Annotated in this window: 20 protein-coding genes; 10 read left to right on the top strand and 10 right to left on the bottom strand. The window is 72.2% G+C overall.

The annotated features are described in order from the left end of the window. Positions 1-13: 13 nt before the first annotated feature. From KOI35_RS22255 to KOI35_RS22265, 3 genes are read left to right on the top strand one after another with little or no spacing between them, the layout of a single operon-like run. Positions 14-1,570, top strand: coding sequence for a Na+/H+ antiporter (locus KOI35_RS22255; RefSeq protein ID WP_215789412.1), 1,557 nt, complete (start codon positions 14-16; stop codon positions 1,568-1,570). 53 nt (positions 1,571-1,623) lie between these two features. Next, positions 1,624-2,091 (top strand): hypothetical protein, encoded by a 468-nt coding sequence (locus tag KOI35_RS22260; protein ID WP_215789413.1) that lies wholly within the window; start codon positions 1,624-1,626, stop codon positions 2,089-2,091. Positions 2,092-2,132: 41 nt separating this feature from the next. Continuing rightward, complete coding sequence (locus KOI35_RS22265) at positions 2,133-2,882, top strand: hypothetical protein (RefSeq protein WP_215789414.1); 750 nt, start codon at positions 2,133-2,135, stop codon at positions 2,880-2,882. Between the two features lie 7 nt (positions 2,883-2,889). On the opposite strand, the gene KOI35_RS22270 is transcribed toward KOI35_RS22265, so the two are convergent. After that, positions 2,890-4,098: a YibE/F family protein gene (locus KOI35_RS22270; RefSeq protein ID WP_246613459.1), complete on the bottom strand. Its 1,209-nt coding sequence runs from the start codon at positions 4,096-4,098 to the stop codon at positions 2,890-2,892. Between the two features lie 362 nt (positions 4,099-4,460). After that, complete coding sequence (locus KOI35_RS22275) at positions 4,461-5,369, bottom strand: hypothetical protein (RefSeq protein WP_215789416.1); 909 nt, start codon at positions 5,367-5,369, stop codon at positions 4,461-4,463. Between the two features lie 76 nt (positions 5,370-5,445). Here KOI35_RS22275 and KOI35_RS22280 point away from each other — a divergent pair, with 76 nt between their 5' ends. From KOI35_RS22280 to KOI35_RS22300, 5 genes are all read left to right on the top strand, one after another. Continuing rightward, the gene (locus KOI35_RS22280; protein ID WP_215789417.1) at positions 5,446-6,345 is read left to right on the top strand and encodes a LysR family transcriptional regulator; all 900 of its coding nucleotides are present in this window, start codon (positions 5,446-5,448) and stop codon (positions 6,343-6,345) included. Between the two features lie 9 nt (positions 6,346-6,354). Beyond that, positions 6,355-6,942 (top strand): DUF6892 domain-containing protein, encoded by a 588-nt coding sequence (locus KOI35_RS22285; protein ID WP_215789418.1) that lies wholly within the window; start codon positions 6,355-6,357, stop codon positions 6,940-6,942. An 89-nt stretch (positions 6,943-7,031) separates the two neighbouring features. After that, entirely contained in the window at positions 7,032-8,021 is a 990-nt protein-coding gene (locus KOI35_RS22290; protein WP_308121116.1) for an alpha/beta hydrolase, read from the top strand. Between the two features lie 24 nt (positions 8,022-8,045). Further along, positions 8,046-9,035: a helix-turn-helix domain-containing protein gene (locus KOI35_RS22295; RefSeq protein WP_215789419.1), complete on the top strand. Its 990-nt coding sequence runs from the start codon at positions 8,046-8,048 to the stop codon at positions 9,033-9,035. 97 nt (positions 9,036-9,132) lie between these two features. Then, complete coding sequence (locus KOI35_RS22300; protein ID WP_215789420.1) at positions 9,133-9,789, top strand: hemerythrin domain-containing protein; 657 nt, start codon at positions 9,133-9,135, stop codon at positions 9,787-9,789. A gap of 284 nt (positions 9,790-10,073) precedes the next feature. Here the strand turns inward: KOI35_RS22300 and KOI35_RS22305 are convergent, their stop codons facing one another. The 3 genes from KOI35_RS22305 to KOI35_RS22315 all read right to left on the bottom strand — a co-directional run bounded on the left by KOI35_RS22305 (position 10,074) and on the right by KOI35_RS22315 (position 17,175). Beyond that, a complete protein-coding gene (locus tag KOI35_RS22305; protein WP_215789421.1) occupies positions 10,074-13,499 on the bottom strand; it encodes an ATP-binding protein in 3,426 nt (1,141 codons plus the stop codon). 307 nt (positions 13,500-13,806) lie between these two features. Continuing rightward, positions 13,807-15,339: a serine/threonine-protein kinase gene (locus tag KOI35_RS22310; RefSeq protein WP_215789422.1), complete on the bottom strand. Its 1,533-nt coding sequence runs from the start codon at positions 15,337-15,339 to the stop codon at positions 13,807-13,809. 9 nt (positions 15,340-15,348) lie between these two features. Continuing rightward, positions 15,349-17,175 carry a diguanylate cyclase domain-containing protein gene (locus KOI35_RS22315; protein WP_215789423.1) on the bottom strand — a complete coding sequence of 609 codons (1,827 nt, stop codon included), beginning with the start codon at positions 17,173-17,175 and terminating at the stop codon, positions 15,349-15,351. Positions 17,176-17,353: 178 nt separating this feature from the next. Between KOI35_RS22315 and KOI35_RS22320 the strand changes: the two genes are divergently transcribed. Further along, the gene (locus tag KOI35_RS22320) at positions 17,354-19,651 is read left to right on the top strand and encodes a putative bifunctional diguanylate cyclase/phosphodiesterase (RefSeq protein WP_246613461.1); all 2,298 of its coding nucleotides are present in this window, start codon (positions 17,354-17,356) and stop codon (positions 19,649-19,651) included. On the opposite strand, the gene KOI35_RS22325 is transcribed toward KOI35_RS22320, so the two are convergent. The 4 genes from KOI35_RS22325 to KOI35_RS22340 all read right to left on the bottom strand — a co-directional run bounded on the left by KOI35_RS22325 (position 19,624) and on the right by KOI35_RS22340 (position 21,631). Continuing rightward, positions 19,624-20,148, bottom strand: a complete 525-nt coding sequence (locus KOI35_RS22325) for a hypothetical protein (protein WP_215789424.1) — start codon at positions 20,146-20,148, stop codon at positions 19,624-19,626. The two genes, KOI35_RS22320 and KOI35_RS22325, sit on opposite strands and share 28 nt — an antisense overlap. 95 nt (positions 20,149-20,243) lie before the next feature. Beyond that, positions 20,244-20,543, bottom strand: coding sequence for a hypothetical protein (locus KOI35_RS22330; protein WP_215789425.1), 300 nt, complete (start codon positions 20,541-20,543; stop codon positions 20,244-20,246). Beyond that, a complete protein-coding gene (locus tag KOI35_RS22335) occupies positions 20,506-21,066 on the bottom strand; it encodes a hypothetical protein (protein WP_215789426.1) in 561 nt (186 codons plus the stop codon). Before KOI35_RS22335 ends, KOI35_RS22330 begins: the two co-directional genes overlap by 38 nt. A 28-nt stretch (positions 21,067-21,094) precedes the next feature. Beyond that, positions 21,095-21,631, bottom strand: a complete 537-nt coding sequence (locus KOI35_RS22340) for a hypothetical protein (protein ID WP_215789427.1) — start codon at positions 21,629-21,631, stop codon at positions 21,095-21,097. A 456-nt stretch (positions 21,632-22,087) separates the two neighbouring features. Between KOI35_RS22340 and KOI35_RS22345 the strand changes: the two genes are divergently transcribed. Further along, on the top strand, positions 22,088-22,261 hold the full coding sequence (locus tag KOI35_RS22345; RefSeq protein WP_215789428.1) for a hypothetical protein: 174 nt from the start codon (positions 22,088-22,090) through the stop codon (positions 22,259-22,261). Between the two features lie 255 nt (positions 22,262-22,516). On the opposite strand, the gene KOI35_RS22350 is transcribed toward KOI35_RS22345, so the two are convergent. Further along, positions 22,517-23,044 carry a DUF2716 domain-containing protein gene (locus KOI35_RS22350; RefSeq protein ID WP_308121117.1) on the bottom strand — a complete coding sequence of 176 codons (528 nt, stop codon included), beginning with the start codon at positions 23,042-23,044 and terminating at the stop codon, positions 22,517-22,519. Positions 23,045-23,444: the final 400 nt, after the last annotated feature.

A 23,444-nucleotide genomic window follows, 5' to 3' on the forward strand; every position in this document is an offset into this window, starting at 1 on the left:
TAGCGTCCCGGCCGTGCTCAGTCTGCTGCTCGCGGTCGCGGTCGGGGTCGCGGTCCTGGTCTGCACGAGCGTGGCTCGGCAGTTCCGGATCGCCCCGCCCGCGCTGCTGCTCCTCGCCGGTGTGCTGCTCGGGTTCGTCCCGGCGCTGCGCTCGGCCCACCTGCCGCCCGAGGCCGTCCTGCTGGTCTTCCTGCCCGTGCTGCTCTACTGGGAGAGCTTCACGTCGTCGTTGCGCGAGATCCGCACCAACCTGCGCGCGATCGTCCTGCTGAGCACCGTGCTGGTCGCCGCGACAGCCGCGGTGGTCGCCGTCGCCGCCCACCTGCTCGGTCTGCCCTGGGGTCCGGCCTGGGTGCTCGGCGCCGCGGTCGCGCCGACCGACGCCACCGCCGTCGGGGTGCTGGGCCGGTCGCTGCCCCGGCGCCTGGCCACCACGCTGCGGGCCGAGAGCCTGGTCAACGACGGCACCGCGCTGGTCATCTACGCGCTCGCGGTCGGTGTCACGCTGGGCGAGGAACACGTCGGGTTCGCCACCGTCTCCGGCCGGTTCGCGCTGGCCTACCTGGGCGGCATCGCGATCGGCGTGATCCTGGCCGGGCTGAGCATCCAGGTGCGCCGGCGCCTGGACGACCCGTTCCAGCACAACATCATCGCCCTGCTCACGCCGCTGGCCGCCTACCTGCTGGCCGAAGAGGTCGAGGCCTCCGGCGTGCTGGCCGTGGTGGCGAGCGGGCTGCTGGTCAGCCGGGCCGCGCCGCGACTGTTCACGGCCGATTCCCGCCAGTACGTGCAGACCGTGATGGCCTTCCTGACCGCCCTGGCCAACGCCGCGCTGTTCGTGCTGGTCGGTCTCGAGGTGCAGTCGGCCGTACGGGAATTGAGCACCGTCGGCGTCGCGAAGGCCCTGACCGCCGTGATGGTCGTCTCGGCGGTGGTCATCGGGGTGCGGTTCGCGTGGTTGTTCACCAGCCCGTACGTGATCCGCGTCCTCGACCGCAGGCCCCGGCAACGCGAGCTGCGAGTGGGAGCCCGTCCCCGTGTGGTGATGGCGTCGGCCGGATTCCGGGGCGCGGTCTCGCTGGCCGCCGCGTTGGCCGTGCCGTCGTCGTTCCCCGACCGCGACCTGATCGTCTTCGTGACCGCCGGCGTCATCGCGGTGACGCTGGTCGTGCAGGCGCCGCTGCTGCCCCGGATCGTGCGCTGGGCCCGGGTCGCCGACGACGGCTCGGCCGAGCGGGAACGCCGGAAGGCCGAGATCACGGTGGGCTCGTCGGCGCGCGACTCGCTGCCCGAGCTGGCCGACCGGGCGGGCGTCGGTCGCGAGATCGCCGACGCCCTGGGCGCGGAGTTCGACCGGCGGCTGAGCATCCTGCGCGACTCCGACGACAGCGCGCGCGACTCCGAGGACCAGGACCGGCGGCTGCGGCTGGCGGCTATCGCCCACAAGCACGACACCCTGGTGCGGCTGCGGGACGAGGGCGTCATCGACGACGAGGTGCTGCAGCGGATCCAGACCACGTTGGACTTCGAGGAGGTCCAGCTGCGGCACCACAATTTCGGGGCTTCCTGATTCCGTACGCGGTGGGCGCTCGTCAGCGTTGCGTTGTGGTTAGGGTCGCGGGCGTGGATCTCGATGCGGCAGTCAACGGCGTCGACTGGTCGTCGTTCGCTTCGCCACCCTGGCACAGCCCGGCGGCGGTGCGTACCGCGTTGGCAGGCATTACCTCGGGCAGGGAGGAGTGGAATGTCGCCTGGGCCGTGGCGATGTTGGAGGACGCCGTCGCGCATGGCCATTCCGGCTCGTTGTCGCCGGCGGCCGGGCCCGCGGTGGATGTCCTGCTGGCCGTCGCGGTCCGATGGCGGGCCGAGGCGCGTGCGCAGGCGCTGAGCAGCTTGTCGTCGTTGCTGAGCTACGAGGCAGTGCCGCCCTGGGCCGTCTACGAGCGCGACGGCATCAGGGTCGACGTCGAGGACGACGTCCGCGCCCGCATCCGGGCCGGACTGCCGCTGCTGGAGTCGTTGGCGGCCGAGGCGCAGCCGTGGCGATCCAACCGCGGGCTGGCCCGGCAACTGATCGACGAGGCGGGCTGAGAGGGGAGCTCGCCGTTTGCGGGCGGCAGTATTTTGGCCGGATGACAAGCATGCCGGTGTTCGGCACACGCCTTGCACGTCTGCTCGAGCATCGAGCGACGTCCGCGGCCGACCTCGCACAGAGTGCGGGGATTCCCGCGGAGCGGCTCGACGCCGTCCTTGGCGGAGCCGACCCGGACGAGCCGCTGCTGCGCCACCTCGCGCCGGCACTGGGTCTGCACACCTCTGACCTGTTCCTGTTCGCGGCCCGCGCCGTCCCCGATGATCTGGCTCCGGCGGAGCTCCACGGTCCCTGGCACGTCGGCACTCTCGTGATCTGGGACGCTTACGGCCTGGACGCGCAGCGTCGTGAGCGGCTGCGCCACTTCGTCGACGGATTGCCGCGCCGGGAAACGGTGCGTACTCAACCGTTCCTGTCCGACTGGAACGAAGCAACGCCCGGCGTGATCCTGCGGCGGCTGCTGACCAACCGCAACCTTCTCCTCGATGCGAGGCTTCTGAGGGCGCTCGGTGGTGGCCCTTATGTGTCGACCTCGACGTACGCCATCGACTTCAGGAGGCGGCCGGAGCCGCGCGCTGAGTTCGTGAACGCCGTTGCCCGCACTGTTGGCATCCCCATCGGTGACCTGGCCGCGCTGCTCGGCCTCGAGGTCGCGGAGGTTCCGTGGAGCCTGAAACACGAGTGGCCGTCGGATCTGGTCGAACTCGCGTGGGCGGCCCGCCGGCTGGACGACGAGCAGCACCGGGCAGCGATGGACTACGCCGAGGCGCTCGAGCGAGGCGCGGCATAGCGGGGCGTCAGCGCTCCTTGGCCGGTTCGTCGTCGATGAACGCCATCCACGGCGACTCATCCGGTGGGGCTGATCGTTCGGCCGGCGGGGTGGCGGCTCGGACGGAGAGCCAGGCGGCCAGGGCCGTCGTGATGGGGACGGCGGCGATCAGGCCCAGGGTTCCGACGCCGGCGCGGACCAGTTCCTCGGCGATCGGCTGGCCGGTCAGCAGGCGGGAGACCGGGGTGTCGCCGACCGCGAACAGCAGCATCAGCGGGAGCGAGGCACCGGCGTACGCGAGAACGATGGTGTTGACGACCGAGGCGATGTGCGCCCGGCCGACGCGGGTGGCGGCGCGGTAGAGCTCGCGGAAACCGTAGCGGGGATTGGCCACGGCCAGCTCGCGGACGGTCTCGGCCTGGGTCACGGTGACGTCGTCGAGGACGCCGAGTGCGCCGATCACGATGCCGGCCAGCAGCAGGCCCCGCATGTTGACGTCGCCCTGGCTGATGCTCAGGAAGCTGGTCGCCTCGTCGGCCACCCCGTTCAGGTGGATGTAGCCGGTGAACAGGGCCGACAGCACCGCGGTGATGGTCAGGGCGATCAGCGTCCCGGCCACCGCGACCGTGGTCGGCAGGGTGAAGCCGTGGGTCAGGTAGAGCACCGTCAGCATGATCGCGGCGGCCCCGACGACCGCGACCAGCAGGGGTTGCCGGCCGTCGAGGATCGCGGGGACGACGAAGATCAGCAGGACGGCGAACGTGACCGCCAGCCCGGCCAGTGCCCGCAGGCCGCGCCACCGGCCGAAGGCGATCACGGCCAGCGCCACCGCCGCGCCGAGCACCCACAGTTCGAAGCCACGCTGGTGGTCGCCGATCGTGTATTCGCGACCGCTGAAGCTCTCTTCCAGGTGCAGCAGCACGATGTCGTCGCCGGGCTCGACCGTGATCGCGCCGGGACCGGCCGGGATGTCGGTCTCCACCGTGTCGCCGGACCGGTCGCCCTCGGTGAGGCGGACGCTGACCGTGCCGCACTCGGTGGGCGCGGCGGAGGTCTCGCCCTGCGGCAGCTCGACCTCGGGGCAGGCGGCCGGGGTCACCGCCACGACCTGCCCGGTCACCTCGATCGCGCCGCCGCCGTCGCCGGGACGGTCGGTGCCGTGCGGCCAGAGCAGCAGCATCCCGAGGGCGGTCAGCACCACGGCGGGAATCAGCACCGACAGCACGAGACGTCGCATGCGCGGCGTCATGGGCTCGTGGTCGTGCGGCATCTATCCTCCGGTGTCGGGCGGCGTCGAGCACGGCAAGCGTACGGGCGGCCCTGTCACAGATCCGGGTGGTTACGCGTCCATGTGGCATGACCCTCGAATCCGCCCGCCGATGGCTGCGGGCCGGCCTGTACACGCTGGCCGCCCTGCAGACGTTCGTCTCGGCCTGGCAGTACTTCCGGCCCCGCTCGTTCTACGACGATTTCCCGACCGTCCGGCTCGACCCGCCGTACAACGAACATCTGGTCACCGACGTCGGCGGGCTCGGCCTGGCGCTGGCGGCGACGCTCCTGATCGCCGCCGTTCTGAACGACGAGAAGGTCGCGCTGGCCTCATTGACCGGCTACCTGATCTACGCCGGTACGCATTTTGTCTTCCACGTCACGCACTTCGGCAACTTCTCGCTGGGGGAGGCGCTCGGCGTCGGCACCGGACTGGGCATCGAGGTCGTCCTGGCGCTGCTGCTGCTCTACACGGCCCGGCTGCTGCACCGGGCGGCCGTCCCGGCGCAGAGGTGACGGGAGCACGGCGGCCACGGCGAGACAGGCCATCAGCCCGTACGCGACGGCGGCGGGCCCGGCCAGCGGCGCGGTGAGCCCGAAGGTGAGCCCGAAAGCGAGATAGCAGGGCAGGCTGCGCACCAGCCCGATCAGGGTGTGCACCCCGGCCGCCCGTCCGTCGCAGGTGACCGCCACCACCGTCAGCATCGTGCACATCGTCGGGAACGCCGCCACCGCACCGGCCGGAGCCGGACCGGCCCACCGGCTGCACAGCACCGCCGCGGCGACGATCAGGGCCGCCCCGGCGCAGGTCAGCACGATGCTCGACCGGGAGCGGGCCGACGGCGTACGCAATAAGGCAGTCGGCATCACCCGCGGTGCCGCCCACAGCACGATGACCGCGGCGAGCACGGCCACCGCGGCCGGGAGGCGCTCGACCAGAAGAGCCACGGCGACGTAGGCCAGCGCGCCCCCGGCCGCGCCGCGGAGCAGGCCGTGGCGGTGGAGCACGTGCGCGAAGACCACACCCAGAGCCACCTGCGCGGGAACGTGAACGGCGGCGCTGAGCGCCATGGCCGCGGCCGCGTCCGGTCCGGAGTCGGTCGCGACGACGAGCACGGCCACCGCCATGGCCACGGGCAGAGCGCCGACCCAGCCGGCTGCGGACGGTCCGAGACGACGTTCGGCGAGGGCGGCCCCGGCCATCACCACCGGGGCCAGAAGTATCGAGATCAGAACCATGCTTTCCAGGCTGTCCGACCAGACCATTCGGATCCAGTTCCGATTTCAGGGCTCAATTCGTGGGAGAATCCGAACGGTGGAGCTCCGACGGTTACGCCTTCTCGACGCCCTGTCCCGGCTCGGCACCGTCGCGGCGGTCGCCGAGGCCCTCTCGTTCAGCCCGTCCAGCGTCTCGGTGCAACTGGCGCAGCTCGAGACCGAGGCCGGGGTCCGGCTGCTGCGCCGGGTCGGGCGCAGCGTCGAGCTGACCCCGGCCGGTCTGCGGCTGGCCGGCTACGCCGCCGAGGCGCTGGCCGCCGACGAGGCCATGCGGGCCGAACTGGCGAGCGCCGGCGACGCTCCGGGCGGCCGGCTGCGCCTGACGATCGTGCAGACCCCGGCGCTGGCCCTGCTCCCGGCGACGCTGGAGCGACTGGCCACCACGGCCCCCGATCTGCGGGTCGAGGTCTATCAGCGCGAGACCGCACCCGCCCTCGACGAGCTCCGCGCCCGCACCGTCGATCTGGTCGTGGGCATCGAATACGACCCGGTCCCGGTCGCCCGGCAACCCGGCATCGACCGTCGTGACCTGATCCGCGAGGACGTGCTGCTGGCCGTACGGCCGGGGTTGCCCTACCGGTCGCTCGCCGACTGCGCCGATCTGGAGTGGGCCACCGGCCATCGCGGCGGCACCGGGCTGGACGCGGTGCTCCGCAACGTCTGCAACCGCCTGGCCGGCTACGAGCCCCTGGTCCGGCACCGCAGCGACGACGGGGTCGTCCTCGGTGCGCTGGTCGCCTCCGGCCGGGCCGTGGCCCTGCTTCCCGCTTTCCTGACCGCGACGCTGCCGCAGATCGCCGCCTACCCGGTCGCCGAGGAGCGCCTGCAGCGAACCGTCTTCACCGCCACCCGCGTCTCCGCCGCCGGCAGCCCCGGCGTCGTCGCCGTGCGCGAGGCGTTGCATGCGGCTGCCGCCTCGATCGCCCAGAGGTCATAATTCACGACTGTGACCATCGTCTTCGCGGATCGCGGCCTGCACCTCGGCGTCCTGGGCGCCCTTCTCGACGCGGGGGCGGTCGGCGCCGCCGAGCTCACGGCGATCGTCGAGTCGACCGGCCCGGACGGCCCCGACGACGGCTATCCCGGCCCCGGCCCGCGCCTGGCGGCGTCGCTCGACCTGCTGCACGCGCTCCCGCTCCCGGCCGCCGGCACGGTCGAGCGCCTCGGCTTCGACGGCGGCAACGAGATCTACATGCTGGTCGAGCAGACCCTCGACGTCGACACCGGCGGCGAGTCGGACGACTACAACGTGACGTCGCTGGAGGGCATCGACCGGCTGACGAGTCTGCGGTCGCTCGATCTCGACGGGCACGGCTACCACCCCGAGCCCCTGGACCTGACCCCGCTCGCCGGTCACCCGGTGCTGGCCGAGCTGCTTCTCACCGGCGCCTGCACCGCGGCCGGAGCGCTGGAGCAGCTGCCCGCTCTGCGGGAACTGGATGTCCGGCTGGCCCGCCTCGACGACCCCGGCGTCCTGACCCGGCTGGAGGCGCGCGGGGTGACGATCAAACAGCGCCCGCCAGTTGGCGGGTAACTTCCGCCGTCCGGCGCTCGTCGGGGGAGCGACCTGCGTCACAGAATGAGGTCACACCGCCGAAACGTTGCCGTAACAAGGGAGTTCCCGTGACGATCGAGACCACCCAGCCAGTCGGCCCGCCTCCACCGTTCGACCCCGAGCTGGCCGCCGCCCTCGAGGTCATCGGCGAGCAGCTGCCCTCGGCGCTGACCGCCGAGATGATCCCGGCCATGCGCGAGGGCAACGCCATCGCCGACCTCTCCGACGAGGACCTGGCCCGCGACGGCGCGTTCACCGTGACCCGCCGCAACGTACCCGGACCGGCCGGCGACCCCGACGTCGAGCTGCTGATCCTGACCCCGGCCGGCGCGTCGACGCCGCTGCCCGCGATCTATCACACGCACGGCGGTGGCATGATCATCGGCAACAACCGCACCGGTCTCGGCGTGCTGCAGGACTGGGCGGTCGAGGTGCCGTCGGTGATCGTGTCGGTCGAGTACCGGCTCGCCCCCGAGCACCCGCACCCGGCTCCGGTCGAGGACTGCTACGCCGGCCTGGTCTGGACCGCCGCCAACGCCGCCGAGCTGGGCATCGACCCCGAGCGGATTGTTATTGCCGGGGCCAGCGCCGGTGGCGGACTGGCCGCGGGCACGGCCCTGATCGCCCGCGACCGGGGCGGCCCGGCCCTGTTCGGCCAGATGCTGCTCTGCCCGATGATCGACGACCGCAACGACACCGCTTCGGCGGTGCAGATGGCCGGGCGGGGCGTCTGGGACCGTACGGCGAACTACACCGGCTGGACGGCCCTGCTCGGCGACGCGCGGGGCGGGCCGGACGTGTCGCCGTACGCGGCCCCGGCCCGGGAGACGAACCTGGCCGGCCTGCCACCGGCGTTCATCGACGTCGGCTCGGCCGAGACGTTCCGGGACGAGGACGTGGCCTACGCGAGTGCGATCTGGCGGGCCGGTGGCCGGGCCGAGCTGCACGTGTGGCCGGGCGGCTTCCACGGCTTCGACCTGATGGCACCGCAGGCCGCCGTCTCCCAGGACGCCAGTGCCGCCCGCGTGCACTGGCTGAAGAGGCTATTGGGCGCCTGAGCTCAGGAGAGCGAGGATGGGACGGTGAAGGACCTCGCCGTCCGCCTCGCTGCCCTCGACCCCGACGCCGGGGCCGCCCTGCGGGTGATCGCCTATTTCGACCGGCTGGCCGAGTCCCGGGCCGGTCTGCAGACGATCGTGCGCGGGGCGGCGATCCTCTCCGGGTGCGCCGCGCGGCTGGCCGACCGTGACCGCCGCATCCAGATCCGCGTCCAGCCCGACGGCACGTCCGGGCCCGGCGCGGCAGGCCGGGCCGAGCTGGAGGCCGCGACCGGCGAGCCCGACCCGCTCTGGATGTCCGCGCCCGCGGGCGACGCCACCCTGTGGCTGGAGCGGCCCGGTCCGCCCGGTCCGGTCGACGCGATGGTGCTCGAACGGGCCGGTGCCGCGGCCCGTTCGGTGCTCGACCGCACGCGAGGTCACGCCGCGCATCCCGATCCGGCCTTGGTCGAGCTGGTGGTCGATGCCGCCGCACCCGAACCGGTGCGGCTGCAGGCGGCGGCCCGTCTGGGCTTCAACCCTTCCGATTCCGTACGGGCGATAGCGCTCGAAGGCGGCGCCGTGCGCCTGCTCCACGGGGCCGGACCGGACATCACCGGCCGCGCCGGAGTCGGCCCGGCCGGCCCGCCCGCCGACCTCCCGGATTCGTGGGCGGCGGCCCGCATCGCGCTCCGCTTCACGGCCGAGAGCACCGACCAGGATCCCGGCCCGCGCATCGTCCACGCCGACGAACTCGGCGGCCTGGCCCTGCTCGCGACCACTCACACCGAGCCGATCCCCGACGAGCGCGCCCTCGACCGGGCCGCCGCGACCGCCCCGTGGATGCTGACCACGCTCGACGCGGTCGCCGAGACGGCCAGCCTGCGCGCCGCCGCGACCGTCCTGCGCCTGCACCACTCCACCCTGCAGGACAGGCTGGCCCACACCCTGCCCGTGCTCGGCTGGGACGTCCGCGAGCCTCGGGGCCGCCTGCGCCTCCAGCTGGCCCTGGCCCTGCGCCGCCTGCATCGCTGAGGCCTGCTTCTCGCTGAGCCGGGGTCTGGCCCTGCGCCGGCTGCACCGTTAAGTCGCTCTTAGGTCACCCGAAGGCGCTCCCCGACACGGTGTCGGCATGAACAACGAACCCACCGGACTCCTGCTCGCCCACCGCGCCATGCTGCGCGACCTCGACCGCTGCGCCGAGCTCACGGCCGGCCTGGCCCGCAACAGCCCCCGGCTCGATCGCAAGCGGGCGGCCGCGATCGCCGGCTACCTGAGCGACTTCTGCGACAGCATCCACCACCATCACAGCGCCGAGGACGAGGTGCTGTGGCCAGTTCTCGAACGCGCGGCCGGCGCCCACGTCGACCTGACCGAGCTGACCGACGACCACGCCGTGCTCGACCCCAAGCTGGCCCGCATCCGCTCGGGCGCGGCCGCGCTCAAGGCCGGTCACATCGTCTCGGCCGAGCTGGCCGCCGACCTGGCCGATCTGCGCGACACCCTGCACGAGCACATCGCCGACGAGGAGCGCACGATCGTCCCGCTCATCAAGCAGTACGTCTCCGACGACGACTGGAACCGCGTCGAGGCGTCGATCCGCAAGCGCGGCGCGGCGATGAGCTTCGAGGTGCCCCGGGTCCTGGCCGTCTGCACCGAGGCCGAGCTGGCCGAGATCCGTCAGGAGGGCGGCTTCCCGGTCGCCATCATGATCAAGCTGCTGCCGCTCCCGTTCAAGCGCCGCGAGGCCCTGGTCTTTGGCGCGGCCGCTGAGCGCAATCAGCACTGAGTGCGAACGAGATTGAGAGCGAAAAGCAATGAATGCCTCAGCGCCCGAGACCGGCTGGCGCTGCGAGCGGTCGGCACTGAGAGTGGCCGGCACTGAGAGTGGCCGGCACTGAGAGCGGCCGGCACTCAGAGCGGCCGGCACTCAGAGCGGCCGGCACTCAGAGCGGGCGGCACTCAGAGCGGGCGGCACTCAGAGCGGGCGGCACTCAGAGCGGGCGGCACTCAGAGCGGGCGGCACTCAGAGCGGGCGGCACTCAGAGCAGGCGGCACTCAGAGCAGGCGGCACTAAGTGAGGGTGAGGCGGGCGGTCAGGGCGGCGGCCGACTTCGCGTATGCGGGGTCGCCGGTCAGGGCGTGCAGGGCGGCGTCGACCGGGCCGGCATAGAGCGTGCCCGAGTCGAGGCCGGCGACCCGCCCGGCGAACGGGAGCAGGTCGGCCAGCACCTGCTCGCCGGCCTCGCGGTCGCCCAGCCGGGCCGCCGTGTGGGCGCGGATCGCGGTGTAGCCGAGCCAGTAGTAGTTGCGGTCGATCGGCATCCGGGTGGCCCAGACGCGGCGGGCCTCCTCCGCAGAACCCGACTCGAGCAGGGCCAGCACGAGCGGATCGGTGACGCGGCCCGGGTACGCCGCCTCGATCGCGCGTAGCTCGGACAGCAGCGGCGCCCACGAGTCGCGGGCCACGGCGGCGCTGATCCGGCCGACCGTGCCCATGGCGGCGCCGCTCACGTCACCGTGTTCGGCCAGGCGGCGGCTCACCTCCTCGTACTGGGCCAGCGCCTCGTCGACCCGCCCGGCCAGCAGGTCGAGCAGCGCGGTGAAGATGCCGACCACGGCGAGCAGGCTGCCCAGCTGACCGGTGGTCGAGCGGGCCACGGCCAGCCCCATCTCGGCCCGCGCCCGGTCCAGGTCGGTGCGGGCGGCCGAGTCGAGGAAGAGCAGCCAGTGCGCGACCGCCTCGTGGTCGATCTCGCCCGCCTCGGTCGCGCGGGCCAGGTACTCCTCGGCGATCGGGCGGCGCTCCTCGCGCAGGTCCGGACCGAGAGCCGCGTACGCTCGTACGTTCAACGCCGCGCACAGCAGACGCGCGTCACCGGCCCGGCGGGCGAGTTCGAGGGCCTCGGCGCTGACCCGATGGGCCTCGGCCTCGTCGAAGCCCTCCAGCTCACGGAAAAGGGCGAGTTGCAGGCGTACGCGGGAAGGGTCTTGAAGTTTGCTCTCGAGCCTCGACCGCAGGGCCGTGACCGCGCGGGCCGACGGATCGCGGCCGGCCCGTGTCGTCCAGATCAGCGGCGCGTCCCAGGCGACCAGGATCTCGGTGTCGTCGCTGGTCTCGAGCGCGCCCAGATAGATCGACCGCGCCCGCCGCACGTCACCGGCCCGGGCGTGCGCGGTCACGGCCGGCGCGAGCAGTTCGGTCGCCGAGCCGGTGGCCCGGGTCCCGGCGAGCTCGCGCAGGTGCAGCGCCTGCCGCCACTCGGCCGCGGCCTCCCGCCACGACCCGGCCCGTTCGGCCGCGCGGGCGGCGGCCACCGCGTACGGAATCGCGTCCTGCGCCGTCGCCGGACCCGCCGCGGCCGCCGCGTGCCGGGCCAGAGTGGCGGCGTCCGCGTGCCCGCCGAGGACCCGGAGCGCGCGGGTGTGCAGCCGGGCGCGCCGCAGCAGGGGAGTGTCCTCGTAAAGCGTGTCGCGGACGAGCGCGTGGGTGAACCGCACCTGCCCCGGAGCCGGTTCGTCGAGGAGCCCGGCCAGCACCGCCGTCTCGAGCGTGTCGAGCAGGTCGTCGGGGTCACGGCCGGCCACCTCGGCCAGGACGTCCAGGTCGGCCTCCCGCCCGAGCACGGCGACCTGCCGCAACGTGGTGGCCACGGTGTCGGGCAGCCGGGCGACGCGGCGGCGCAACACTTCCCGTACGCCGGCGGGCACCCCCGACCCCGCCGCGTGCTCGCCCTCGGCCGCGATCAGGCGGGCGAGTTCCCGGACGAACAGCGGGTTGCCGCCGGTCCGCTCGGCGACCATGGCGAGCAGTTCGGGACCGGCCTCGGCCAGCCCGTGCCGCCGGGCCAGCGCGGACACCGCGGCCGGCGGGAGCCCGCGCAGCTGAAGGTGCGCGGCGGTCGCGCCGAGCAGGGCGCCGATCGTCGCTTCGAGCTCGTCGCCGCGCTCGGTGGTGCGATAGGTGACGAGCACGAGCAGCGGCCGTCCGGCCTGCTGCGCGACGACGTGCCGCAGCAGCTGGAGCGTGAGGTCGTCGGCCCGGTGCACGTCCTCGAGCACCACGACGGTGGGGCCGCCGTCGAGCCCCGCCGCGATCGCGCGTCCCAGCTCAAACGGATTCGGCGGGTGCAGGCCCCCGAGCGCTGTCGCGTCGGCCTGTCGTGGGTCGGGTGCGTGCGGGTCGCCGGGTGTTGTCGTGTCGGCCCGTCGCTGGTCGAGTGGGTTGGGTGCGTTCGTGCCACCGAGGAGGGCCGGGCCGAGGGCCTCCGACCAGGGCCAGCCGGGTGGGGCGCCGTCGACCTCGGGGCAGCGTCCGCGCCGGCCGTGCCAGCCCTGCTCGACGAGGGTGGTCAGGGCGGCGTCGACCAGGGTGGTTTTGCCCGCGCCGGCCTCCCCGCCGATCAGCACTACGCGGGCGCCCTCGCGAGCCACCTCATCGGCGGCTGCGGCGATGGTGGCGAGTTCCGTTTCCCGGCCCCAGGTTTCGGCCTGCTTGGATTGCGGCCGGCCCTGGGTTCCCGCCTGCGAAGCGGCCGACGATGCGGCCGACGATGTGTAGGCATGCGAGTCCGATGGCGGTGCATAGGCATGTGCATCGGTTGTCTGTGCCTGAACCTGGGACTGAGCCTGAGCCTGAACCTGGGACTGGACCTGGGACTGAGCCTGAGCCTGGACCTGGGACTGTGCCTGGATCTGGGACTGTGCCTGGACCTGGGATGGCGGCAGGTCCAGGGTGACGGACTGGGCCAGGATGTCGGCTTCGAGGGTTCGCAACGCCGGGCCGGGGTCTACGCCCAGTTCGTCGGCCAGGTGCGAACGAGTCCGGCGAAGGGTTGCCAACGCGTCACCCTGGCGGCCGCTGCGATAGAGGGCCAGTGCGAGCAGACGCACGGCCTCCTCACGCCCGGGGTTGTCGTGCAGGTGGCGTTCCAATGCGGCGACCACGAGCGCGGCCTGGCCCAGAGCCAACTGGGCCTCGGCGCGGGACTCGACGGCGAGCAGACGGAGCGAGTTGAGCCGGGCCACCTCGGGCACCGCCCACGATTCGCCCGCCACCTCGGCGTATGCGTCGCCCTTCCAGCAGCTCAGGGCCTCGGTGAGCAACTCGACCTGCGTGGCGTGCTCTCCCTGTGTGGCGAGCTCGACCGAAGCGGCTCGGCGGATCAACTCCTCGAAATGCCACGCGTCGACCTCGGCCGACGGCAGCCGCAGGGCGTATCCGGGCGGGGCGCTGACCAGCACGGTGGCCGGGGTGCGCGGGGCCCGATCGGGCTCCAGGGCGCGGCGCAGGTGCGAGACGTGCACCTGCAGGGTGGCCAGCGCCTTGGCCGGCACGACGTCGCCGCCCCACAGGTCGTCGACAAGCCGGTCGGCCGACACCACCTCGCCCCCGGCGATGGCCAGGCGGGCGAGCACGGCGCGCTGCCGCGGACCACCCAGGTCGGCCGTGACGCCCCGCACCGTGGCGTGCAACGGGCCGAGGACGCTCAGGAACAACGCGACTCTTTCTGCCGGTCGGTGCGCACGCGGGACGGGTGGTCAGCCGAACTTACCGGCTACCGCGCCGCAGGCCACCCCACCGAACGGCGGATGCACCCCGAGGCGGGAGTCCCCGGCCGCCACGGGTAAGCAGCGGATGTACCCCGAGGCGCCGGGCCCGGCGGAAGGCGAAGGGCCGACGCGCCCCGCGAACGCCGGCCGCTACGGGTGGGTAGCGGGTGCACCGCAAGGCGCCGGGCCCGGCGGAAGGCGAAGGGCCGACGCGCCCCGCGAACGCCGGCCGCCACGGGTGGGCAGCGAGCGCTCAGGGCGTACGGCTGATGCGGGCCCAACTGTCGGTCGAGGCGTCCTCGTTGCCGTAGATGGTCAGGCGGGTGTCGGAGCAGAGGTATTCGAGGGGATCGCTGGTCGGCGCGCCCTGGGTGAAGCTGACCGACCGGCCGTTGCGGGTGATCGTCTGGGAGCGTTTGCTCACCGACTCGCTCGTGTAGACGCGGCCGTTGCGGGTCGCGGTCCGGTAGGTCACGCTGCCGCGTAGCGTCTGGACGTACTTCGCGCCCTTGACCGTAGCCGTCAGCGGGGCCGATCCGGCGAAGTCGCTGGAGCCGCGGCCGTCCGGCCACACCTTCATGATGGCGCCCGACCCGCCGGAGAACTGTTTGTCGACGCCCTCGAAGTGGTTCACCACCTGGATCGATGTCGACTTCCAGCGGCCGACCAGGCACGAGTCGAGCAGCGGGTTGACCGGGGCGGACGGCGACGACGGCCGGGACGCCACTACCGCGAGTGCGGACGCGGACGGCTTGACCGCGGGCGGGGAAGTGCGTCCGGCGGCCCAGGCGATGCCGCCACCCAGCAGCAGTGCGGCGACGACCGCGCCGGTGACCGCCCACATCGTGCGGACGCGGCGGCCGCCCGAACCGGGGATCAGCACCGTGTGGGCGGTGACGGTCGGGCCGTCGGCCGACTGCGCCGCGGTCGGCGCCGCGATGGTGGGTGACGGCGCGACCGCGGTCGAGGAATCGCGGCGCGGACGACGCGGCGGGTCGGCGGCGGGCAGCTCGGCCACGACCGACTCCAGCAGCGGCACGGCCGCCTCGGCGGTGAGTCGTGTGGCCGGATCCTTGTCCAGCAGCCCCTTGATGACCGGCCACAGCTTTCCGGCGCCGGCCGGGGGTGCGGGCGCGAAGGTGAGGACGGCGGCGAACGTGGCCTGCGTGTCCTCGCGCTGGAAGGGCGACGTGCCGGTCACCGCCGCGTAGAGCGTGACGCCGAGCGCCCACAGGTCGGCGGCCGCGGTGGCCGCCTTGCCGTTGATGCGCTCGGGCGCGAGATAGGACGGCGAGCCGATCAGCTGACCGGTGGCGGTCAGGGCGGTGGCGTCGTCGATGGCGGCGATGCCGAAGTCGGTCAGGACGACCCGGTCGCCGTCGAGCAGGATGTTGGCCGGCTTCACGTCGCGGTGCAGGATGCCCTCGCGGTGGGCCGCGCGCAGCGCGTCGAGCACGTGCCGGCCGATCTCGGCGGTGCGCCGCTCGGTGAGGAACTGGTGCTCGGCGATCGCGGCGGCCAGCGACCGGCCGCCGACGAGCTCCATGACGATCCATGGCCGGTCGTCGTCGGTGACGATGTCGTGCACGGTGACGATGCCCGGATGGCGCAGCCGGGCCGCCGCCCGGGCCTCGCGCAGCGCCCGCTGGGTGTCGGGCAGCAGGATCTCTTTGACCGCCACGTCGCGGCCCAGCAATTCGTCGTGGGCCCGCCAGACGGCGCCCATGCCGCCACGGCCGATCCGCTCGTCGAGACGGTAGCGGCCGGCGACGATCCCCTCGGTCACACGGGCAATTTATCGGACCCGCGCGAGCGGCGATTCCCGCCGGAGGGCCTTTCGCCGGTACATCGCCGCGTCGGCGTCGCGGAGCAGGCGGGCGCCCTCCCCGGGCGCGCCGGTGGCCACGCCGATGCTGGCTCCGACCCGCACCTGCTGGCCGTCCGGCAGCCGGATCGGCTCGGCCACGGCGAGCGCGATGTGTTCGGCCCGGTCGGCCGCGTCGGTGGCACCCGTGCCGGGCAGCAGGACCGCGAACTCGTCGCCGCCGAGGCGTACGGCCAGACCGCTCTCCGCCGTCCAGGTCTCGAGGCGCTCGGCCACCGCGACCAGAACCCGGTCGCCCGCGTGGTGCCCGTGCCGGTCGTTGACCGGCTTGAACCCGTCGAGGTCGATCAGCAGCACGCTGACCTGATCGGCGGTGGCCGCCGAGAGCCGCTGCTCGAGCAGGCTGCGGTTGGCCAGCCCGGTCAGCGCGTCGTGGGTGGCCTGGTGGCGCAGTTCGTCGTGCAGAGCCCGGGCCTCGGTGACGTCGTGGGCGTTGAAGACGATCGCGTTGACGCTGGGATTCCCGGTCAGGTCGACGCCGACGACCTGCAGCCACCGGTACGAGCCGTCGGTGTGCTGCACCCGCACCTCGGCGTCGCCCTCGGTGCCGGGCCGCCCGGCCAGCCGCTGCATGAGCTCGCGCAGCGCCGGCCGGTCGTCGGGGTGGATGCGGTCGGCCAGCGTGGTGCCGTCCAGGTCGCCGGCGTCGATGCCGAGCACCTTCTGCACGGCCGGGGTGGCGAAGTCGACCCGGCCGCCGGCGCCGACCACCAGCGTGACGTCGGACGAGTGCTGCACGAGGGACCGGAACCATTCGCGGCTGCGGTCGATCTCGGTCAGCAGGCGCTCGTTGTCGGTGAAGGCGGCGCTCTGCCGGCTCAGCACCAGCGCGGTGATCGCCACCGCGCCGATCGCGACACCCCAGATCTGCAGGTCGCTGCCGTGGTCGACCAGGGCCGCGACGAGCAGCAGCTGCACGGCGGCGACGGCCACGTAGGGGAGGCGGCTGGCCCGGCGCCGCTCGGTGGGGCCGGTCACGGCGGCCCGGCGGCGCATCTGCAGTTCCTGGTAGCGCATGCCGACCGGCATCAGCAGGCACGGCACGAGCTGGGAGACGTAGATGACGCCGGGGTCGTCGGTGCCGGTCAGCAGGGTCACGGTGGAGGCGGCGATCGCCGTGCCGGCCACGCCGATGCTGGCCACGATGCCGGGACCACGGCCGAACGGCGCGGTGCCGCTCAGCAGCAGCTTGAGCAGGCCGACGGTGATCAGCAGCATGACCGCCGAGGTGGCCACGGCGCCGACCAGATCGGTCCGGTTGCCCCTGGTCACGACCTCGGCCAGCACGAAGTACCAGAGGAAGACGATGACCGCGGCCAGCACGGTGGCGGCGTCCAGCCACAGCCGCAGGCGCTGCCGGCCCGTCCCGCCGAGCGGGTGGAACAGCATCGTGATCATCGCGGTGAGCATGCCGAGCACCACGAACCCGGTCTGGATCGGGCTCGGCTGGTGGCCCGACCGGCCCAGCACCGCCAGGACGGTCTCGTAGCCGTCGCCGATCGCGCACAGCAGGCCGGTGATGAACACCGCGCGCCAGAACCGGCGGGCGTGCCGATGGCCGGCGGAGGCCCGCGCGAGGCGCCACGAGAACGCGGCGATCAGCAGGTCGAGGCAGGTCTGCACGGCCCACGACGTGGTCGCGCCGCCCGGGCCGGCCAGGAACCACACGACGATCGCGGCGCTGAACGCGGCCAGCGCGCCCAGCACGGGATCGAGCCTGCGTACGAGATCTCTCATGCAGGCTCCGTTCCGCGGCCGTCCATGGCCCTGCACATCGGCAGCCTCCCCGCGTACGTGAGGAAACGCCGAGGCTACCGGGAAAGCCGGATCTTTCAAGGAACTTCGCTTGAGATCGGGACGGGCGGGCCGATGAGGCCACCCGATCGGTCGGCACGGCACAGCGGAGGACACCATCTTGGCGTACGGGAAGCGGCATGCCCTGGCCCTGAGCGGCGGGCTGCTCCTGCTGGTCAACGCCGCTTGGCTGCTGATCGGGTTGCACCACGAGTGGTCCTACCCGATCCTCGGCTGGCTGCCTCTCCCGGCGAGTGCGGCCCTGGGGGCGTACGCGAGCTGGAAGGTCTCCCGCTCGCCGGGGCTGGACCGGGGGACCCGGCGGTTCTGGTGGCATCTGACCCTGGCCAGCGGCCTGTACGTCGTCGGCACGATCTCGAACACGGTGGACGCGGTCGCCGGGGAACCCACCCAGCGGATCGGTCTGATCACGACGCTCTGGTACCTCGCCACCATGGGCGTGGTGATCTGGGCGCTCCTGCGGTTGCCGTCCTGGCAGCGCACCCGGGGCGACTGGGTGCGCTTCCTGCTCGACTCGTGCGTCGTGCTGGTGGCCGGCGGCGCGTTCGTCTGGCAGTTCTCGATCCGGGGTCACCAGACGTGGATCACCGAGTCCGGTTCGGCCGGTGCCGTGCTCACCATGGTCTCGATCGGGTTCGTTGCCGTGGTCACGTTCGTCAAGGTCGCGTTCGCCGGGGCCGGGCAGCTCGACCGGCGCGCCCTGCACATCCTGTCGGCCGGCAGTGCGATCAGTGCCGCCTTCGGTGGCCTCACCCCGTTCCTGGCCGAGCACCCCACCCTCTCCAGCAGCTTCGTGGCGGTGCCGGTGGGGGCGCTCGGCGTGGTGCTGGCCGCCGGACGCCAGCTGCGCAGCGGCGGCCGGGCCCCCGCTCCGCGCCGGTCCCGGCGGATCAGCGTGGTGCCCTACGTGGCCGTGGTCGCCATGGACGCGCTGCTGCTGTCGTCCGGCGACAGCACCGGCGTACGGATCAGCACGGCCCTGCTCACCGTGCTGGTCATGCTGCGCCAGGTGTACGCGCTGCGCGAGAACCGGCGCCTGCTGAGCACTGTGGACACCAGCCTGACCCGGCTCCGCGAGACCCAGGACCAGCTGACCCACCAGGCCACCCACGACTCGCTCACCGGTGTCGGCAACCGCGCGCTGTTCGAGGAGACCGTCGACGTGCTGCTCGGTAACCGGACGCCGTTCCACGTGGCCCTGCTCGACATGGACGACTTCAAAAGCGTCAACGACCGGCTCGGCCACCACACCGGCGACTCCCTGCTGGTCGTGGTCAGCCGGCGCCTGCGGGCCGCGGTCGGCAGCGAGGGCATGGTGGCCCGGCTCGGCGGCGACGAATTCACCATCGTGCTGCGCGACGTCTCCGCCGTACGGGTGGAGGAGATCCTCGACCGGGTGCTGACCGAGCTGCGCGAACCGCCCCGGCTGGGCGCCGCCGTCCGCAGCGTGGCCAGCATCGGCGTGACCACCGCCCGCCCCGGGGACGCCGGCTCCGACCTGCTGCGCCGGGCCGACGTCGCCATGTACGAGGCCAAGGCCCGCGGCGGCGACCGGCGGCACTGGTTCGACGCCGCGATGGACGAGCAGGCCCAGCGGACCGCCCGGCTCAGCGCCGACCTGCTCACCGCCCTCGACCGCGACGAGCTGTTCCTGCTCTACCAGCCCATCGTCGAACTGCCCAGCGGCCGTGCCACCGGCGTCGAGGTGCTGCTGCGCTGGCAGCACCCCACGCTGGGCCTGGTCTCGCCGGACGTCTTCATCCCCCTCGCGGAGCGCAACGGCCGCATCGTCGAGATCGGCCGCTGGGTGCTCGAGAACGCCTGCCGTCAGGCCGCCGCCTGGCATCGGCGCTTCGGCCCGCACGCCCCGTCCAAGATCAGCATCAACGTGTCCGCGCGCCAGTTGGCCGAGCCCGGCTTCGTGGGCGAGGTCGAAGACATTGTTTCCCGTACGGGCGTGGACCGCGCCTCGCTCCTCCTCGAGGTGACGGAGACCGCCGTTCTGGAAGCGGGCGCCCCGCTGGAGGCCGTCCGGGAACTGCGCGAGCGGGGTCTGCGGGTGGCCCTGGACGACTTCGGCACCGGCCAGTCGTCGCTGAGCCTGCTGCTCACCGTCCCGGTCGACGTCCTCAAGGTCGACAAGTCGTTCGTCAGCGGCGACGCGGCCGACCACGCGGGCGCGGTCATCGTCGAGCACCTGATCGGTTTCACCAACGGCCTGCGCATCGAGGCGGTGGCCGAGGGCGTCGAGACCGAGGACCAGGCGCACCGCCTGCACGCGGCCGGGTACTCGCTGGCCCAGGGCTACCTGTTCGGTCACCCGGCACCGGCCGCCGACATCGAGGCCGGCCTGCTCCCGGTGCCGCTCGCTCAGGCGGTGGCGGACCGGACCGCCTGACGTCGCCGGGCCCACCGCTTGCGGTACTTCAGCCACAGCCCGTACCCGTACGCCACCAGGACCCCGAACCCCACCCACAACAGCAGCCGGAGAGTGAGTTTGTCCGCGGCGACGTCACACGCCGTACGGAAACCCACCAGGTCGGCGCCGGGTGGGCGATGCGGGAACAGAAGCGTCCCGCAGTCGCTGAAATCCCAGCCGACGGCCAGATACGTTCTCGTCAGCACCATCGCGGCCGGGGTCAGCAGCAGGGCACCGGCCATCGACCGGTGGATCCACTGGCGGAACGAGTCCCGGCGGCCGGAGGCGATGCGCACCACCGTGCCGAGCGCCAGGCCCCCGATCAGCACCACCAGCGTGACCATCAGGGCCGTCGGGGACTGCGTCTTGTTGGAGTAGGGCGCCGAGAAGTTCCGGGTGGACAGGAAGACGACCGCGGCCACCCCCACCACCAGGCCGCCGTCCAGCGCGATTCGGCGTCGTCGTTCCGGTGACATGAGCGCGCTCCCGCCGTGAGTCCGGTGCGCCCTGAGCGTAGGCCGGAGCCGATCACCGCGACTCGAAGATCGAGCCATCTGTACGTCGTACCGGCTCAGAAACCCCAGCGGGCACGCACCACACCGTCCGGGTCCGGCAGCACGGCGGCCATCAGCGGAGGACTCTCGCCGGCGTCCGCTTCGCCGACCTCGTCGAGCATGCGACTGGTGAGCCCACCGGTGCGGTCGAGCCCGACGAGTTCGGTGACCGCGTCACCCGGCAGCGACCCGAGCACGGCCGCCACGTCCGGGTCGAGGTCGGGCCAGACCAGAAGCCGGGCGCGCGGGGCCAATCGCGCCCGGACCGGCTCGACCGACTCAGCGGTCAGCCGGTGCCATCGTGCGGCGTTCTGCACGTGACATTCCTCGAGAAGCACCGCTCCCCGCTGCTCGATCAGGCGGCCCAGCTCGGCCCAGAACGCGGCGTCGGCCGGGCGCGGTGGCTTCCGGGCAGTCCCGGTGACTCCCGACGTACATGTACTGGTCCCAGCCGACGTGCACCAGGAAGTCGGCGCCCGCTTCGAGCCGGCACCAGCCACCGTCGCCCCGAAGCATCGAACGTACGAGTTCCAAGGCGGTTTCCAAGCCGACCGGCGCGCCGTCGTGGTAGCCGTCCAGGTCGCCGCCGAACAGCTCGGCCAGACCGTCGAGACGCCCCGGATCGAGGCCGACGACCGACGGCACCGACGGTTCCCGGACCTGCAGCACGTCAACGCCGGACTCCGCGGCGAAGGCAGCCACCGTGGCCAGGTAGGCCGCCTCGATCGGCCCGTGATCGCTGTCGCTGTCCTCATCGCCGATGTAGCGACCCTGCGCGTCCCGGTCGGCCGGGTCGTACTTGGTCACCCGCCAGGCGTACGGCGGCCGCGTTCCGTCCACGCCGCGAGGCTACCGCCCGGGGCTCCCGTCAGAAGACCGGCTCGTTCATCGCCTGGCCGTCGCGCGGGTCGCTCGGCTCGTCGCTGCTCATCTCGCGCATGACCTGCTCTCCGTAGCGGTCCTCAGCGCGGAGAACGAGCGACGTGGTCGCAGCGGCCGGCCACACCTCGATCCGGTACGTCTCGACGAGCGGAGAGGTGCCGTCGATGTCGGTGTCCCGGCCGGCCGCGTACGCCCGGACGCGGTAGCTGCCACGTCCGGCGGTGCTGAGGGTGGTGCCTTCCGGGTCGTCGTCATAGGAGCGAACCCGCAGCTTCCCACGCCGGCTGCTCACACTGACTTCGACAATGCTCTCCCAGCCGTGCCCGGCATCCACCGGAGGCGCCGCGTCAAAGGCGCCCGTCCGCACAACAATCCGTCCACTGTGAATGCCGGTCGAGACGAACGCACCGCCCCGGAACGGGTGGATGAGCCCGTTGCCCGACGGCGGCGGATCCAGGGGCCAGTCGAGATCGTCGTCGATGATGCCGAAGGCGTGGTAGCTGACGTGAAGCTCGGTGTCCATGCGATCCCTGAGACGAGAGGTGGCCGCTGAGGCCCGCACAGCATAGGCAAAACCAAGCTCCGGAGATGCCCCGCCGAGGCCGTACTCACGGGCGGCGGGAAGTACCACGCTCGTCGGTCGGGTGGTGGATCAGGCACTGGTGGAGTCGGCACAGCAGGACCAGGTTATTTACGCTGGTTGGTGCAGTCGGTAGAGCGATGACGTGGCATGCGCCGGTCAAGCAGCCGGGGGTGAACGGTCTCGGCGAAGAGGCAGCGCCACCGTCGCGCAGGCACACGGCCAGCCGCGACGCGCCAAGCTCAAGGCGCTGGCAGAGCCAAGGGAGCGTCGGGCCGGCTGACTTCGGTCTTACGCAAACTCAGCAGCAGTTAGGGTGTCGCTCCAGCCCAAACGGCATCGGCCATTCGACTGGTAACACTTGCGGAACCCCTTGGTTTGTAGAGCAGGCTCAAGCCCATGCTGACCAAGGATCAAAGCGCACAGCGCCTGCAGGACATGATTGATCAACTGCGTCACATGCGGGAACAGTGCGAACCTAAGTCGAACCAGAATCCCCGGTACCTGCGGTACTCGAACGCGGTGTCAGCACTCCGCTGGATCATCGACGACATGGCTCACGAGCAGGCCTGATCCGAGGCGAGCGGATCGCGGCAATCATCAAGGACCCGTGCCGTTCGGGAGATCAACGAGCGGGGCCGTGGCGGTGCGTGCAACGTCTGATGACCTACTTCTGGTGGACGTGTCGTTCTTGCCGTGGCATACGTGTCGGCGAGCAACCCGCCCACCGGCTGAAGTCGGGAAGTTAGACCTGTCCGCGGGGCTTGCTGGCTCACCGGTCGACGCTCGGACAGCGGCAGATCCGGATATGGGAGTGGCTCGCTCACGTCACGTCGTGACAGCCGACGTACCTCCTTCGCGAACCCTCCTGAGCAGTATCTCGTCGAGGCTGGATGCGACTCGCTGGAGCAAGGGCGCTCCCATTACGCAAATCGAGTTCTCCCAGGGATGGCCGAAAGTGCCATAGCGAAAGTCTTCGGCCACGTGAATGTTGTAGTCGCCGTCGGGCATCATGCTGGCTGGCCATCTCGGTCCGTCCTTGGCGGTCATGGCGTGCGGCCTGATCCGATAACAGTCGTGCTGCCAATCCAGAATCAGCAGCGTCCCCTCGGTCGCCGTGCAGGCCCACAGTCCGTCATTGATGGCGTCGACCATGGCATCCAGCTTCGCGTAGCCCGGGTCGTCGTCGAGGCTTGCGAGGCTCCACGTAACCGAGTCGGCTGGTTCCTTGATCGCCGGCCAGGTGCGACTTGCCATACTGGGTCGAAACGCGAACTCGTGTCGGAAACGCCTCCACACCTGCTCGTACTCACCGTCCTCGAGCTTCTCCACGGCCGCCGCCATCAGTGCCGCCACGCATGAGGAAAGCGTTCTCCGAAAACGGCAACGGCAAATCGAGCCACCCCGTCATCTTCCCGCGAACGACGAGCCCACCTCCGGAAAATACGCGCACTCAACTCAGCAGATCCGGACGCCTCCCGCTGAAGAATCAAGGCGTTCGCTGGGCTTGCGATACTCCCAACTAGTGAGACCTTGGGTTGTGCAAGGCCGTCGGGCCGCCGTCAGTCCGAGAGGCGACGCTGGTCTCCGGCGGGTGGAGGTCGTTGTCTGGACAGTCGTAGCCGCCGTTGCGCAGGCTCGGGGCCGGCATCGCTCGGCAACGCGCCGACGGTGGATCAGCAGGATGCGGGCGGAGCAAGGCAGGCGCGGGCCGGGCAGCGGACAGCCGGCGCCCATGGGAGCACCAAGCCGGATG

Source organism: Paractinoplanes bogorensis, assembly GCF_018829635.1.
Classification (GTDB): domain Bacteria; phylum Actinomycetota; class Actinomycetes; order Mycobacteriales; family Micromonosporaceae; genus Actinoplanes; species Actinoplanes bogorensis.

Excerpts from the sequence above, each read along its gene's own strand:
- KOI35_RS22265 (WP_215789414.1), top strand. The coding sequence starts at position 2,133 with ATGACAAGCATGCCGGTGTTCGGCACACGCCTTGCACGTCTGCTCGAG.
- KOI35_RS22270 (WP_246613459.1), bottom strand. The coding sequence starts at position 4,098 with ATGCGACGTCTCGTGCTGTCGGTGCTGATTCCCGCCGTGGTGCTGACC.
- KOI35_RS22275 (WP_215789416.1), bottom strand. The coding sequence starts at position 5,369 with ATGGTTCTGATCTCGATACTTCTGGCCCCGGTGGTGATGGCCGGGGCC.
- KOI35_RS22300 (WP_215789420.1), top strand. The coding sequence starts at position 9,133 with ATGAACAACGAACCCACCGGACTCCTGCTCGCCCACCGCGCCATGCTG.
- KOI35_RS22315 (WP_215789423.1), bottom strand. The coding sequence starts at position 17,175 with ATGAGAGATCTCGTACGCAGGCTCGATCCCGTGCTGGGCGCGCTGGCC.
- KOI35_RS22325 (WP_215789424.1), bottom strand. The coding sequence starts at position 20,148 with ATGTCACCGGAACGACGACGCCGAATCGCGCTGGACGGCGGCCTGGTG.
- KOI35_RS22340 (WP_215789427.1), bottom strand. The coding sequence starts at position 21,631 with ATGGACACCGAGCTTCACGTCAGCTACCACGCCTTCGGCATCATCGAC.
- KOI35_RS22345 (WP_215789428.1), top strand. The coding sequence starts at position 22,088 with ATGCTGACCAAGGATCAAAGCGCACAGCGCCTGCAGGACATGATTGAT.